The organism is Micromonospora sp. U21 (genome assembly GCF_018070045.1).
Taxonomy (GTDB): Bacteria; Actinomycetota; Actinomycetes; order Mycobacteriales; family Micromonosporaceae; genus Micromonospora.
On sequence record NZ_JAGPYK010000010.1, the window covers coordinates 69,294 to 83,257 of the forward strand.

General features: G+C 71.5%; 13 protein-coding genes and 1 tRNA gene. 5 read left to right on the forward strand and 9 right to left on the reverse strand.

The window, feature by feature from the left end; translation table 11 throughout:
- Window positions 1-59: 59 nt before the first annotated feature.
- The 5 genes from KBX63_RS15800 to KBX63_RS15820 all read right to left on the reverse strand — a co-directional run bounded on the left by KBX63_RS15800 (window position 60) and on the right by KBX63_RS15820 (window position 5,545).
- Window positions 60-2,657 carry an AAA family ATPase gene (locus tag KBX63_RS15800; RefSeq protein WP_210912002.1) on the reverse strand — a complete coding sequence of 866 codons (2,598 nt, stop codon included), beginning with the start codon at window positions 2,655-2,657 and terminating at the stop codon, window positions 60-62.
- Between the two features lie 131 nt (window positions 2,658-2,788).
- The gene (locus KBX63_RS15805; RefSeq protein WP_210912003.1) at window positions 2,789-3,406 is read right to left on the reverse strand and encodes a TMEM175 family protein; all 618 of its coding nucleotides are present in this window, start codon (window positions 3,404-3,406) and stop codon (window positions 2,789-2,791) included.
- 131 nt (window positions 3,407-3,537) lie between these two features.
- Window positions 3,538-4,179: a dihydrofolate reductase family protein gene (locus tag KBX63_RS15810; protein WP_210912004.1), complete on the reverse strand. Its 642-nt coding sequence runs from the start codon at window positions 4,177-4,179 to the stop codon at window positions 3,538-3,540.
- A 203-nt stretch (window positions 4,180-4,382) separates the two neighbouring features.
- Window positions 4,383-4,459: transfer RNA gene (locus KBX63_RS15815), tRNA-Pro, on the reverse strand.
- Window positions 4,460-4,651: 192 nt separating this feature from the next.
- A complete protein-coding gene (locus KBX63_RS15820; RefSeq protein ID WP_210912005.1) occupies window positions 4,652-5,545 on the reverse strand; it encodes a metallophosphoesterase in 894 nt (297 codons plus the stop codon).
- Window positions 5,546-5,570: 25 nt separating this feature from the next.
- Here KBX63_RS15820 and KBX63_RS15825 point away from each other — a divergent pair, with 25 nt between their 5' ends.
- On the forward strand, window positions 5,571-6,026 hold the full coding sequence (locus tag KBX63_RS15825) for a GatB/YqeY domain-containing protein (protein WP_210912006.1): 456 nt from the start codon (window positions 5,571-5,573) through the stop codon (window positions 6,024-6,026).
- A gap of 140 nt (window positions 6,027-6,166) precedes the next feature.
- Here KBX63_RS15825 and KBX63_RS15830 read toward each other — a convergent pair whose 3' ends face one another.
- Window positions 6,167-8,602 carry a transglycosylase domain-containing protein gene (locus KBX63_RS15830; RefSeq protein ID WP_210912007.1) on the reverse strand — a complete coding sequence of 812 codons (2,436 nt, stop codon included), beginning with the start codon at window positions 8,600-8,602 and terminating at the stop codon, window positions 6,167-6,169.
- 405 nt (window positions 8,603-9,007) lie between these two features.
- Between KBX63_RS15830 and KBX63_RS15835 the strand changes: the two genes are divergently transcribed.
- On the forward strand, window positions 9,008-9,328 hold the full coding sequence (locus tag KBX63_RS15835) for a WhiB family transcriptional regulator (RefSeq protein ID WP_210912008.1): 321 nt from the start codon (window positions 9,008-9,010) through the stop codon (window positions 9,326-9,328).
- Between the two features lie 6 nt (window positions 9,329-9,334).
- Here the strand turns inward: KBX63_RS15835 and KBX63_RS15840 are convergent, their stop codons facing one another.
- Genes KBX63_RS15840 through KBX63_RS35225 form a run of 3 tightly spaced genes read right to left on the reverse strand, consistent with a single transcriptional unit; the run spans window position 9,335 to window position 12,039 of the window.
- Window positions 9,335-10,486, reverse strand: a complete 1,152-nt coding sequence (locus KBX63_RS15840; protein ID WP_210912009.1) for an ArsA-related P-loop ATPase — start codon at window positions 10,484-10,486, stop codon at window positions 9,335-9,337.
- Between the two features lie 54 nt (window positions 10,487-10,540).
- The gene (locus KBX63_RS15845) at window positions 10,541-11,518 is read right to left on the reverse strand and encodes an ArsA family ATPase (RefSeq protein WP_210912010.1); all 978 of its coding nucleotides are present in this window, start codon (window positions 11,516-11,518) and stop codon (window positions 10,541-10,543) included.
- Between the two features lie 26 nt (window positions 11,519-11,544).
- On the reverse strand, window positions 11,545-12,039 hold the full coding sequence (locus tag KBX63_RS35225; protein ID WP_307871730.1) for a hypothetical protein: 495 nt from the start codon (window positions 12,037-12,039) through the stop codon (window positions 11,545-11,547).
- A gap of 699 nt (window positions 12,040-12,738) precedes the next feature.
- On the opposite strand from KBX63_RS35225, the gene KBX63_RS15855 reads away from it, so the two are divergent.
- From KBX63_RS15855 to KBX63_RS15865, 3 genes are read left to right on the forward strand one after another with little or no spacing between them, the layout of a single operon-like run.
- Window positions 12,739-13,221, forward strand: a complete 483-nt coding sequence (locus KBX63_RS15855; RefSeq protein WP_210912012.1) for a hypothetical protein — start codon at window positions 12,739-12,741, stop codon at window positions 13,219-13,221.
- Window positions 13,222-13,265: 44 nt separating this feature from the next.
- A complete protein-coding gene (locus tag KBX63_RS15860) occupies window positions 13,266-13,421 on the forward strand; it encodes a DUF4177 domain-containing protein (protein ID WP_088950574.1) in 156 nt (51 codons plus the stop codon).
- Window positions 13,418-13,879, forward strand: coding sequence for a RidA family protein (locus KBX63_RS15865; RefSeq protein WP_210912013.1), 462 nt, complete (start codon window positions 13,418-13,420; stop codon window positions 13,877-13,879). The genes KBX63_RS15860 and KBX63_RS15865 overlap by 4 nt, the downstream gene beginning before the upstream one ends.
- Window positions 13,880-13,964: the final 85 nt, after the last annotated feature.

Sequence of the window (13,964 nt, forward strand, 5' to 3'; positions counted from 1 at the left end):
CGGATCGTTGTGCCACCGACGCTAGGTGGCGCGCTACCCGGGGGGATCGGCAGAAACACCTATATTGGAGGCACCAGGCCCCGCCGGCGGGCCGCCGCGGCCGCCTGACCTCGGCTGGGCACCGCGAGCTTGTTCAACACCGCCGACACGTGGTGACCCACCGTCCGGGTGGAGAGCGACAGCCGGGCCGCGATCTCGGCGTTGCTCAGCCCCTCGGCGAGCAGCGCGAGCACCTCCCGCTGCCGGGCGGTCAGGCCCGCCGGGTGTGCGGCCGTCGCCGGGCGCGGCCCCCGAGGCACCCGGGCCATCCCGCGTACGCGCAGGTCGGCCCGGACCCGCCGGGCCACGGCGACCGCACCCAGCCCTTCCAGGATCCGCAGCGCTTCGCCGGCCGCGGAGTCGTCGCCGCAGGCCAGCGCCTCCGCCCGGGTGTACGGGCAGCCGAGCTGGCGCCACTCCTCGGCCGCGCCGGCCCAGTCGCCCTCGATCAACCGCCGGTACGGCGACGCCAGCACACCGGTGTCCCCGACCGGCTCCCCGGCCCGCCACAGCCAGTACGCCAGCTCGCCGGCGAACCACGGTTGGCCCGCCTCGACCGCGAGCTGGTGGGCTCGGCGCAGCTCGGCGGCCGTCCGTGTCGGCTCGCCGGCCAGCCAGTGCCGTTCCGCCAGAGCCGCGGCCACCGGCACGACGAACTGGAGTTCCTGGCTCTGGGCGGCCCAGCGCGTCGCGCCGTCGAGGTGAGGTGGCCCGGCCGGGCCACCGCAACGGGCGTCCAGCCGGCTCAGCGTGACCAGCGCCGGGGCCAGACTCCCGCCGGGCTGCTCGGTGCCGGTCAACGCCTGCTCGGCGTCGGCGCGGGCGCCGGACCAGGCCCCGGTGGCCAGCCGCAGCCGGGCCCGGTAGCCGAGCAGGTGGCGAAAGTACCCGTCGAGGTCCCGGTCGGTGGTGAAGCGCAGTGCGCGGTCAAGCGCCTCGGCGGCCGGCGCCAACCGGTGCCAGTCCACCGACATGGTGGCGAGATTGACCAGCGCGCGGGCCGCGTGGTCGTCGAGGTGGTGGGCGGCCGCCAGCGTGTGCGCACGTTCCAGCTCGATGACCCCGGCGAGGTTGCCGCGCTGAAGGCGTGCCGAGCCGACGTTGACCAGGGCGTGGGCCTCGGTCTCCGCGTCGCCGAGCCGCCCGGCCAGCTCCCGTGCCCGGTCACCCCAGTCGATGGCCCGGTCGGTGTCGTCGCCGAGCATGAACAGCTGCGACATGTTGCTGTACGCCATGGCCAACTGCACGCCGGGGGGCGCGGACTCCAGCACCTGGACCGCGCGGGTGCCCGCCGCCCGGGCTGCCGTGCTGTCCCCGGTCCACCAGGAGAGCCGGGACATCCAGCGCAGGTTCTCGCCGATCCGCAGCGGATCGCCCTCGGCCTCCCGCAGGGCCAGCGCGTCCCGCCAGGCGGCGAGCGCCTGCGCGCCCAGCCCGGCCAGATATGCGGCGATCGCGTACGCCTCCAGCAACTCGGCACGGCGTGGCGGCGGCAGACCCGCGGCGTGCGGGAGCGCGACGGTGTAGTGGTCCGCCGCCTGCCGGTGCGCACCCGCCCGGCTCGCCCGCAGGGCCGCCACGGGCGCCCAGCGCAGCACCGCCGTGGGATCGTCGGCGTGGTGCGCGTGGTGCACCAGCCGGGCGGCGTCGACGTCGGCCCGCGGCGTGAGCCGGGCCAGCACGGCCGCGTGCAGCGCGGCCCGGCGCACCGGCGACAGTGACTCCCGCGCCGCCCGGCCCAGCAGCTCGTGCCGGAACGCCACCCCGTTGCCCGCCGGCACCAGCACGCCCCGGTCCAGACATTCCTGCACGGCGGCCGGCGGGTGATCGTCCAGCAGGTACGACTCGGCCCGGGACGGCACCACCGAGACCAGGGTGGCGACCTCCCGCGCCGGCGGCGACAGCGCGGCCAGCCGGGCCAGCACCAGATCGCGTACGGTCGGTGGCACACCCGGACCGGTCGCGGCCAGCACCTCGGTGACCAGCAGCGGGTTGCCCCCGGTGGCCTGGTACAACCCGGCCGGGGCGCGGCCGGCGCGGCGGGCCAACGCCGCGACGGCGTCCGTGGACAGGGCGGGCAGCGGGAGCCGGTGGACCAGCGACCGGGGCAGGCCGGCGAGCACGCCGTGCAGCGGATGCTGCTCCCCGACCTCGTCGTCGCGCAGGGTGAACACGAGCAGCGCCGGGTGTCGTGCAAGCCGTCGCCCCAGGTACGCGATCAGGTCCAGAGTCGCCCCGTCCGCCCAGTGCGCGTCCTCCACCACCATCACCGTCCGGCGCCCGGGCCGGGGGTCGGTCAGCTCGTCGAGCAGCGCGTCGAACACCGCCCCGCGGCGTTCGGCCTCCGCCGCCTCGTGCAGCGCGGTCAGTCGCTCCGCGAGTACGCCACCGACGTGACGGGCGATGTCGTGCAGTGGGCCGAGCGCCCGTGGCGTCAACAGCGGGTCACAGCTGCCCCAGAGCACCCGCGCACCCGGCGCGGCCGTCGCCGCGAACGCGCTGACCAGGGCGGACTTGCCGGCACCCGCCTCGCCCGCGACGAGGGCGACCGCGCCGCCGGGGGAGGCCAGCAGCCTGTCCAGGGTGGCGAGCGCGTCCGCACGCTCCAGCAGCTCCATCACGGTCGATGCTAGTCAGTGGGGCGTCCAGCCGGTGTGCCGGTGGAAACGCTCGACGACCTCAACCGACACCCCGGCACAGCCCTCGCTCGACGCACACGCAAGCGGGCATCGAGCGGTTGGGCGGCGCCTCACTGCTGCCCGTCGCCCGCAGGAGGGTTGATCGCCGGGAGGTGTTCGAAGATGTAGTAGACGGGAACGGCGGCGATGATGGCCAGTGCCACCGGCGGGCTGACGAAGGCGACTGCGATCGCGGCCAGATACATGACCGAGGCAACCCCGGTTCGCAGCCGCGCCGTCCAACGGGCCCTTCCCAGCAGCGGCTGCCGGAGCCGCCCCGAACGCAAGCTCCACTCGAAGATCCCGGCGAAGCTGAACCCCATGCCCAGGAAGGCAGCCGCATACAAGAGCACCGCCACCCGGGCGTCCTGCCCGCCCAGCGTGAGGTACTTGGCCACCGTCGCGGTGTCGACCGGGATGAGGACGACGAACAGCAGCAGGACGAGGTTGAGGAGGGCCAGGGTCCGGTCGACGACGGCGACGTTTTCGATGAGGGCGTGATGGTTGACCCAGATGAGCCCGATCGTGAGAAAGCTGATCAGATAGACGACAAATGACGGCCAGTGGTCCACGACCTGGTGCAGGAGCGGACCATGACCCGGGCCGGCCACCACCAGGTTCAGCGCGAGCAGCGTGATCGCGACCGCGAAGACGGCATCGCTGAACACCTCCAGCCGATTTCGGCTCACTCGACAGTTCTACCGCAACACGTGGACGGGTCGTGGGTGTTCAACCCGGCCCGCTACCACCGGTCCCGGCCGCTGCCACGCCGCCCCGGTCCGCTGGGACCGCCGGAAACGAATCAAGGCTCCGGGGGGCTTCAGTCGCGCCCGGCACCGCGATCGGGTGCGCTCATGTCCCCCGTCCCGGGCGTGCCGTCGGCGAGCCCGTAGCGCAGGTACACGGTGCCCTTCGGGCTGGCCACCGGCGGTTCGAGGAGTGTGACGTTCGTGGGCACCGTGCCACCGTCGAACACCTTCTTGCCGACACCGAGCACGATCGGGTGCACCCAGAGGTCGAGACGGTCGAAGAGCTTCTCGCGCAGGAGGGTCTGTACCAGGTTCAGGCTCCCGACGACCTTCACGTGCTCGTGCCGGTCACGGATCTCGCGTACCGCGCCGGGCAGATCCCGGCCGAGCTGCGTGGACCCGGCCCACGAGAGGTCGGGCCTGCCGCGGGAGGCCACGTACTTCGGGACGCTGTTGAAGAGCGTGGCAATCTCGTTGGCCTCGCCGCTCTCCTGGTGCGGCCAGTAGGCGGCGAAGATGTCATACGTCCGTCGGCCGAGCAGGAGGGCGTCCGTGCCCTCGTACGCGGCAGCGACCTGCGCCCCGGCGACCTCGTCCAGCAGGGGTGCTTGCCAGCCGCCGAACGGGAACCCCACCGGGTCCTCGTCGGGGCGGCCGGGCGACTGCGCGACGAGGTCGAGGGTTGCGAACAGCTCGATGTGGATGAGACCCATGCCCTGCTCCCGATGAATTGGTTGTCTCGGTCGGAAGGTAGGCCTGTGGGCGCCGCGAACTCATCGCTGCGACGGCACCCAGCTTCGTACTCGTCGACCGCCTCGCCCGGCGCATCGCGTCGTCTGCTGCCTCCGGGAGAGCAGTGGTCGCCGGAAACGAATCAAGGCCCCTCGGTGGAGGGGCCTTGACCTTCACTTACCTCTGGTCGGGGTGGCCGGATTCGAACCGACGACCTCTTCGTCCCGAACGAAGCGCGCTACCAAGCTGCGCCACACCCCGAGGCGTGCCGACAAATAGTAGCCCACCCGCCCCGATGGTCAAACTCGGTACCCCCGGGGGTCGGGCCCGTTCCGGAGCAGCCAGGATCCGCACAACTTCGGGAATGTTGTGGCCTCGCGGCGCGGTTAGGCAGCCGTTTCCCCGAAGTTGTGCGGATCTTGAGCCGAGGGCGCCGGGGCGCCCCGTGGCGGGTCAGCGGGGGATCAGGGTGAGGATGGTCGCCTCGGGGGGGCAGGCGAAGCGGACCGGGGCGGTCGGGTGGGTGCCGAGGCCGGCGGAGACGTGCAGCCAGGAGTCCGAGCCCGGCCACCGGTGCAGCCCGCGCGCCATCGAGCGGGGCAGCCCGCAGTTGGTCACCAGGGCCCCGACACCGGGTACGCGGACCTGCCCGCCGTGGGTGTGCCCGGCCAGCAGCAGCCCGAAGCCGTCCGCGGCCATCTGGTCGAGCACCCGCGGTTCGGGGGAGTGCGCCAGCGCGATGGAGAGGTCTGCCGAGGACGAGACCGCGCCGTCCACCGCACCGTAGTCGTCCCGCTCGATGTGCGGGTCGTCCACGCCCACCAGGTCGATCTGCCGGCCGCCGGCCTTGAGCATGGTGCGGGCGTTGTTCAGGTCCATCCAGCCAGCGCCGGTGAACACCTGCCGCAGCTCCTCGTAGGGCAGGTCGACACCCTCGGTGTACTCCCGGTCCGGCAGGAAGTAGGTGAACGGGTTCTTCCACACCGGCCCGGTGTAGTCGTTGGAGCCGAACACGAACGCGCCCGGGTAGTCCAGCAGCGGTTGCAGCGCCCGCAGCACCCCCGGCACCGCGCCCGGGTGCGCCATGTTGTCGCCGGTCACCACGACCAGGTCCGGGTCGAGGGCGGCCAACGACGCCACCCAGTGCTGCTTGCGCGCCTGGTCGGGCATCATGTGCAGGTCCGACAGGTGCAGCACGCGCAGCGGCTCCGCGTCGGCCGGCAGCATCGGTACGTCGTACCGCCGCAGGGTGAACATGTTGCGCTCGACGAGTGACGCGTACGCGAGGGTGGCCGCTCCGATCGCGGCGGATCCGGCGGCGAGCCGGAATAGTGTGCGCTTTCGCATGGCGTTCAGGGTAGTTTGACCGTCCATGAGCACGCTGAAGGACCGCCTCACCGCCGACATGCGTTCCGCGCTCAAGGCGCGCGACGAGCTGACCACCTCCACGCTGCGGTTGGCCCTGGCCGCCGTCGGCACCGCCGAGGTCGCCGGCAAGGCCAAGCGCGAGCTCACCGACGACGAGGTGCTCGCGGTGCTGACCAAGGAGGCGAAGAAGCGCCGGGAGGCGGCCACCGCCTTCGCCGACGCCGGCCGCGCCGAGCAGGCCGCGAAGGAGGCCGCCGAGGGCGAGGTGCTGGACCGCTACCTGCCCAAGCAGCTCACGGACGCCGAGCTGACCGAACTGGTGTCCGGCGCGCTCGCCGCGGGCGACTTCACCGGAAAGGCCCAGATGGGCCCGGCGATGAAGGCGGCCCAGGCCGCGGTGGCCGGCCAGGCCGAGGGTGGTCGGGTCGCCGCTGAGGTACGCCGCCAGCTCGGCCTCTGAACCCGTCGGCACCCGGACCGACGCGGTCCGGCCCCGCACTTTCGTGACCTGCGCGTTCCCGGTACCGCAGACGCGGTTCGGACAAGCGAATGGGCGGGCACCCTCGGGTGCCCGCCCATTCGTGCGTCCTGCTCGTCGGCTCAGCCGCCCGGGCGGCCCGCGCCGGGTCGACCGTTGGTGCCGGGCTGGTTCGGGTTGCCCGGCGTGGTGTTGCCCGGCGGGGGAGCACCGCCGCCGCTGCTGACCTGGATGGTGACCACGCCGCCCTTGATGGTGCGCCCGTCCGGGCTGGTGCCGGCGGCGGTGCCAGCCGGGCACGTCGACGTCACCTTCGTGTCGGAGACGGTCGGCTCGAAGCCGGCGTCCCTGAGCCGGGACTTCGCGGTGTCCACCGGCGCGCACTTCACGTTGGGGATGCTGCGCTGATCACCCTCGGAGATCTTCTGGCCCGGTGGCTCGAACTGGATCTTCGGCTTGTTCTTCATCGCGTCCCGCAGCGTCTCCCACACCGGCGGGTTGATGCCGTCCCTCTCGGCGTGCTTCATCTTGACGTTGGTCTGCGGCCAGTCCGGGTCGGCCATGATGCCGGCCACCGCGTACTGCTTGGTCATCGCGACCAGGGCGGCGGTCTTCTCCGAGTCGGTGGTGCCGGACTTGCCGGCCACCGGCGCACCGACATCCCTGCGCACGTTGCCGGCGGTGGCTCCCGTGCACTTGGAGGACGACGAGCGGTCACCGACCGGGCAGCGGGCCGCGTCCACCGCGGCGCGGGCCACGTCGGTGCTGAACCGCTTCTCGCAGCGCGGGTTGGCGATGTCCAGCTTGTTGCCGTCCGGATCCCGAATCTCCTGCACCGGAATCGGCTCGCAGAATTTGCCGTCCGCGGCCAGGGTGGCGTAGGCGTTGGCAAGGTCCAGCGGGGTGGTCTGCGAGACGCCCAGGGTGAACGCGCCCCACTGGTGCGCTCCCCGCTCCAGGTCCAGATCCTCCTGGGCTCGGAAGTTGATGCCCAGCCTCTTGGCGGCCTTGACCACGTTCTCCGCGCCGACCTGCTGCTGGAGTGGCACGAAGTAGGTGTTCACCGACCGGCCGAACGCGCCCCACATGGTGTGCACCCCGGCCATGCTGTCGGTCGAGTTGGTGGGGCAGTAGAAGTGTGTGCCCTTGCAGGCCGCCGGGCTGCTGTTGTCGATGATGTATTCCGACTTGAACTGCTTCGGCGCGTTGATGGTGTAGCTGAGGGGGATGCCCTTCTCCAGCGCCGCCACGATGGTGAACATCTTGAACGTCGAGCCGGCCTGGTAGCCGGTGATGCCGTCGCCGCCGGTGAGCAGAGGGTTGACCGTCGCCGGATAGTTGCCCCGGATGCCCTTCCTCTTCTTCGCGGGATCGCTGGAGAGCTTGTTCTTCGGGTTCTTCGGGTCGTCCAGCTTGAACTGGCGGTTGACCGCGAGTGCCCGGACCCGGCCGCTGCCGGGCTCGACCACCGCGACCATGGCTGCTTCCTTGCTGTTTTCGCTCTTGGCCTTGCGGACCGCCTTGTCCGCGCCCTTCTGCGCCTGAACCTCGAGCGAGGTCACGATGGTGTAGCCGCCGCTCTTCAGTCGCCGCTCCCGGTCGTACGACGTCGAGCCGAACGTCTCCTGCTGCATCCACCAGCGGTAGAAGTAGTCGCAGAAGAAGCCCCAGCTGTTGAGGTTGGCGGCGACGCAGCCGTTCGGGGTGCGCTTGTCCTTCACCACCAGCTTGGCCGCCTTGGCGGCGTCGGCCTCCTGCTGACTGATGGCCTTGATGTCGAGCATGTTCTGGATGACGTAGTTGCGTCGGTCCAGCGCGAGCGGGAAGCCGGCCTTGGTGGTCGGGTCGTTGGTGGTGGGCGCCTTCACCATCCCGGCCAGCAGCGCTGCTTCCTCGATCTTCAGCTTGCTCGGCGGCTTTCCGAAGTAGACCTGGCTGGCGGCGTAGATGCCGTACGCGCCGTTGCCGAACGAGGCGAGGTTGAGGTAGCGGGTGAGGATCTCGTCCTTGGAGAATTCCTCGTCGACCTGGAGGGCCAGCCGCATCTCGCGGAGCTTGCGGGCGCTGGTGTCCTCGGTCGCCGCGACCACGTCGGCCGGGTGGGTGGCCGAGTAAGCGATGGCCAGCCGGACGTACTGCATGGTCAGCGTCGAGGCGCCCTGCCGGCCGGCGCCTTCGTTCTGGTTGTTCACGAAGGCGCGGGCGACGCCGTTGATGTCGACGCCGTTGTGCTTGTAGAAGTCATGGTCCTCGGCCGCGATGATGGCCTTCTGCATGTACGGCGAGATGTCGGCGAGCTTCACGTCGCGCCGGTTCTCGTCGTACATCGTCGCCAGCGGTGTCTTGCCGTCCGAGGCCAGCAGGTAGCTGATCTGTGGCGCGCGGGCCACCGTCAGCTCCGAGGGCAGGGCGCCGAAGGTCTCGGCGCCGGCCTTTGCGGCCAAGCCGGACATCGCCACCGCGGGGAAGGCCGCCGCTGCGACCACCACGCCGGCCAGCAGGCCACATACGAGCAGCGATGCGGCGTTGGTCAGCACATTGTGGTCACGTTTCCGCATCCAGGTCACCTCGACAGAGTACGCGAGTAGGGAACGAGGGGCGCTGGGGCGTTCTTTCCCCATTTCCTGCGCGCGCTGCCCTCGTTGTGCTAAACGCACGACCCCCGGTGCGTGGTTGCGTGTGACCTGGCGTGAGTCTCCTCCGACCAGAGGAGACGGCGCAGCGTTTTCGCCGACCTCGGCGGGGTAACCGGCGGTCGAGAGCCCGGGAAGCCGGGAGTGTCCGGAATGATGGATTTCGCCGACAACGTTGCGTAATCAGGCGACTACAGAGCATGATGGGGGGCGGCGACAGCGCCACATGTCGTTCGTGCCGCCTTGGGGAAGGCGAGCCGGGCGATCGGGGGGAATTGCCGGCTGACGTGCAACGAGGTCGGTAGGTACTGCAAGGGGGGACGTGTACACATGGGCATGATCACTGACTGGCCGTCGCTGGCGGCGTGTCAGAACGGGGACCCGGACGCGTTGTTCGTACAGGGCGCCGAACAGAACGTGGCGAAGCGGATCTGCCGGAGTTGCCCAGTTCGGTACGAGTGCCTGGCTGACGCGCTGGACAACCGGATCGAGTTCGGTGTGTGGGGTGGCATGACCGAACGCGAACGCCGGGCGCTGCTGCGTCGTCACCCGCAGGTGACGAGCTGGCGCAAGATGTTCGAGGCCGCGATGAAGAAGAACAGCAAGGACAAGGCCGACAAGGACAAGATCCTCGTTAGCGCCGCCAACTGACGTCGGTCACGGCCGGCTGATCGCCGCGCCGATCGTCCGCAGCCCGTCGACGTCGTGCACGTCGGCGGGCTGCGCCGTCACCGACACCGCAGGCACCGCCGGGAACGCCCCGGTGAACCGCGCGGCCACCCGCTGCTCGCGTACCGCCTGGCGGGCCAGCGCGGCGTGCGCCCGCAGCACGTCCGCGGTGGCCTCGTGCCCACCCAGGTCGGTCAGCCGCTCCGCGGCTGCCCGGCTCCGCTCGGCGTCCAGCTCCGGCACCGCAGGCCGGTGCACCCGGTTGAGCACCAGGCCGGCCAGCGGCATGTTCTCCTCCCGCAACCGGCCCGCGAAGTAGGCCGCCTCCCGGACCGCGTCCGGCTCTGGCGCCGCGACGAGCACGAAGGCCGTCTCCCGCGCCTGGAGGATGCGGTACGTCTGCTCGGCCCGCTGCCGGAAACCGCCGAACATGGAATCCAGCGCGGCCACGAAGCCGGACAGGTCGGTGAGCAGCTGCGCGCCGAGCACCTTCTGCACCACCTTCGAGAACATCCCGAATGAGGCCGTGACCAGGCTGAACATGCTCCGTCCGCCGCTGCGCGCCGGAGCCAGCAGCAGTCGCAGCATGCGGCCGTCGAGGAAGCGGGAGAGCCGGGCCGGCGCGTCCAGGAAGTCGAGCGCCGAGCGGGACGGCGGGGTGTCCACGACGATCAGGTCCCACTCACCCCGGGCGTGCAACTGGCCGAGCTTCTCCATCGCCATGTATTCCTGCGTGCCGGCGAAGGTCGAGCTCATCGCCTGGTAGAAGGGATTGGCGAAGATTTCCGCCGCCTTCGCCGGATCGGTGTGCTGCAGCACCACGTCGTCGAAGGTGCGCTTCATGTCCAGCATCATGGCGTGCAGTTCGCCGCCGCTGGTCTCGACGTCGATCCCCTTGACCTGGCGAGGCGTGTTGTCCAGCTCGGTCAGGCCCAGCGACTGGGCCAACCGGCGGGCCGGGTCGATGGTGAGCACCACCGTGCGCCGACCGTGGTGCTCGGCGGCCCGCAGCGCCAGCGCGGCGGCGGTGGTCGTCTTTCCCACCCCTCCGGCGCCACAGCACACGACGATCCGTACGCCGGGGTCGGCGAGGATCTTGTCGACGTCCAGCTGCGGCGCCGCGTCTTCGGAAGGCACCAATCGAGCGTATCGGGCCGGGTGGGTCCGTGCGCCCGTGCCGACCTCAGGTGTGAGTCAATCCGCCCGGACGAGGGCCTGGGCCAGTGTCTCGAGCCCCGCCCGGTCCACCCCGTCGGGCAGCAACGGCAGCTCGGTCATCGGCAGCCCCAACTCCACCAGCTCGGCCCGGAGTGAATCCTCCAACTCGCGCCGGATGAGCTGGTCGCGCGCCTCGTCGTGCAGGCCGGCGACGGTCTCCCGGTCGGCCGGCAGCCCGGCGGCGACCAGCCCGCGCCTCAGCTCGGCCGTGGTGACCGCCCGACCGGTGGGCACCGGTGGCCGCGTGCCGTTGACGATCACCCGCCCGATCCCGAAGCCGAGCGAGGTCAGGTCGGCGATGGCGTCCATCGTCTCCTGCACCGGCATCTCCTCCAGCAGCGTGACCACGTGCACCGCGGTTATCGGAGACCGGAGCAGCGCCGAGACCCCCTCGCTCTGGGTCTTGATCGGGCCCACCTTGGCCAGCCTGGCCGTCTCGGCCGTGACGTTGAGGAACCGGCCGATCCGCCCGGTCGGCGGGGCGTCCAGCACCACCGCGTCGTACACACGCCGCTGCCCCGAGGTGCGGGTGGTGGCCTCCTTCACCTTGCCGGTGAGCAGCACGTCGCGCAGGCCCGGGGCGATGGTGGTGGCGAAGTCGATAGCGCCGAGCTTGCGCAGCGCCCGACCGGCAGCACCCAGCTTGTAGAACATGTCGAGGTATTCGAGCAACGCCTCCTCGGCGTCCACCGCCAGCGCGCGCACCTCACCGCCGCCCGGGGCGTCAGCGAGGTGCCGCTCCTCGTACGGCAGCGGGTCGATGCCGAAGAGCTGGGCGATGCCCTGCCGCCCCTCGACCTCCACCAGCAGGGTGCGCCGGCCACCGGCGGCCAGCGCCAGGGCCAGCGCCGCCGCCACGCTGGTCTTGCCGGTGCCGCCCTTGCCGGTCACCACGTGGAGACGGGCCGACCATCCGGTACCGGCCGGGTCGGTCGGCCGCTCAGCTGCACGCACCCGTCGAGCCTATCCAGGCTTGCCGGTCACGCGACCTCGCAGACCCACCAACCCGACTTCTGCACCACCGTGAAGCGCAGGTCCTGGTCGGCCACCTTCTCGTCGGAGGTGGTCATGGTGACCCGGGTGGAGACGGTGGCTCGTTCCCCGGTCTGGTTGTCCACCTTGGGGCTGGTCCACCGGAAACGCGGGTTCTGGTACTGGGTGGCGTATTTCTGCACCTCGGCAACCTTCGCGGCGATCTTCTCGTCGTCCCGGGAGGCCGCGCAGACGCGGCTGGCCGCCTTGGTCGCGTCGCGATCCTTGTAGACCGCGGTGAGGAACTCGTCGACGGCGACCGCCGGTTCCTTGGCTCCCTCGCCGGTCTCGGCGTTGCGCAGGGTCAGGAACGCCACCACGCCGCCGCCCACGCAGAGCACCATGATCACGACAAGCGCGATCGCCGCGATAAGCAGGCCGCGCTTCTTCCTGGGCTCGGCGGTGCCCTGGTACGGCGGGTAGCCGGCCGGGGGTGGCGGGATTGCCGACGGGTCCGAGGTGCCGGGCCCCGCCGGTGCTGCGGCCGACCCACCCGGGCTCTCGGGCTGAGCGCCACCCGCCCCGCCGGCCTGCCCCGGGAAGGCCTGCTGGGTGGCGAAGGCCGGCCCAGCCGGCGACCCCGGGAAGCCGGCCGGCGATACCTGCTCGGCCGGCGAGGCCGGCAGCGCCGGCCTGTCGGGCTGTGCGGGTAGGGCGAGTGGGCCGGGCTGCGCCGCGGGGGCCGGCTGGTCGGGAACGGTGGGACCGCCGGCCTGACCGGCGGGATCCGGGTGGGCCGGCGGGAGTGCGGGCGAGCCGGCCTGGTCGCCGCTGGGCGGTTGGGTCATGTCTTTCCCCCGGGGGTACGGCGCCCGCCGCCACCCCTGGCGCCGAGCGTGATCGAGCGGGTGGCCGGCACTGCGCGACCGTCCGACCGGAAGGGTAGCGGTCAACCACCGAACCGGTGTCGCCCCTGCCGGCCCGCGCCGGTCACGGATCCGACCGACGGGATCTCCGGTGCGGCGCCCCGTCGGGCCTCTCACCTGCGATGTGTCGCATATGTGACTAGGGGTCACCGGCCGTGCGCGTCCTGTTGGCGGGACTGCGGCCACGGACCTACCTTCGACCCGGGTGCGGGGGCCCGGAGCGGATGAAGGTCCGGACCGGAAGCGTGATCCGACAGGTACGACCGGAGGCAGTGCATGCGCGACGTGGACAACATCCCTCGCACCCAGTTCCCGACCAACGACCGGGCGCGCCGGCCCGGGTCCCGCGGCGAGGCCGACTGGCCGGTCGGCGGCCTGCCGGTCAACGAGCGGTCGTACCGCCGGGTGCCGGAGCCGACGGAGGTGGCCCTGGCGTCGAGTCGCCCCGCCGAGCGGGGCCGGGACGACGAGGAGCCGGGCTTCGTCATCCACCTGCCGATCCGGGTGCCCGACCTGGCGGCGGCGACCGCGCTGGCCGGTCGGGTCGCGGTGTCCCTGGGTTTCCTGCCGGAGCTGGACGCCGGTGAGACCACCGTGTCCAACGCCGACGACCAGAACAATCGGCACCGGGTCTTCTGCGACCTGCTGCTGCCCGACCGCTCCCGCTGCCCGCAGGGGTACGAGCACGAGGGGCCCTGCGGGGAACTGCCGGCCGCGCCGGAGCAGCGTCCCGCACCTCGCCCCGCCAGCGGACCGTAGGCTGTGCCTCGAATACGTCCGCACCGAGAGGGAGCCCTCCAGCGATGCAGAAGTGGGAATACTCCACGGTCCCGCTGCTGGTCCATGCGACCAAGCAGATCCTCGACAACTGGGGCGAGGACGGGTGGGAACTCGTCGCCGTGATCCCCGGGCCGAACCCGGACCAGCTGGTCGCGTACCTGAAGCGGCCCAAGGCATGAGCAACGGTCCGCACGGCAAGCTCGCGGAGCTGGGGCTCGAACTGCCCGAGGTGGTGCCGCCGGTGGCCAGCTACGTGCCGGCCGTGCAGTCCGGGCAGCACGTGTACGTCTCCGGACAGCTGCCGATCGCCGAGGGCAAGCTGCTCGCCACCGGCAAGGTCGGCGCCGGGATCTCCGGCGAGCAGGCGAAGGATCTGGCCCAACGGTGCGCGCTCAACGCGCTGGCGGCAGTCGACTCGCTGGTCGGCCTGGAGAACGTGGTCAAGGTGGTCAAGCTGACCGGGTTCGTGGCGTCCGCGCCCGGCTTCACCGGCCAGCCCGCGGTGATCAACGGCGCCTCCGACCTGCTCGGCACCGTCTTCGGTGAGGCCGGCCGCCACGCCCGCAGCGCCGTCGGGGTGGCCGAGCTCCCCCTGGACGCCCCGGTGGAGATCGAACTGATCGTCGAGGTCGCCTGACGCGTCGCCGCCCCCGCGGTCGTGCACTTCCTGGCCGGATGAAAGCCCTGAACGGGGACGAATCAGGGACCGCACGTGCAAGATC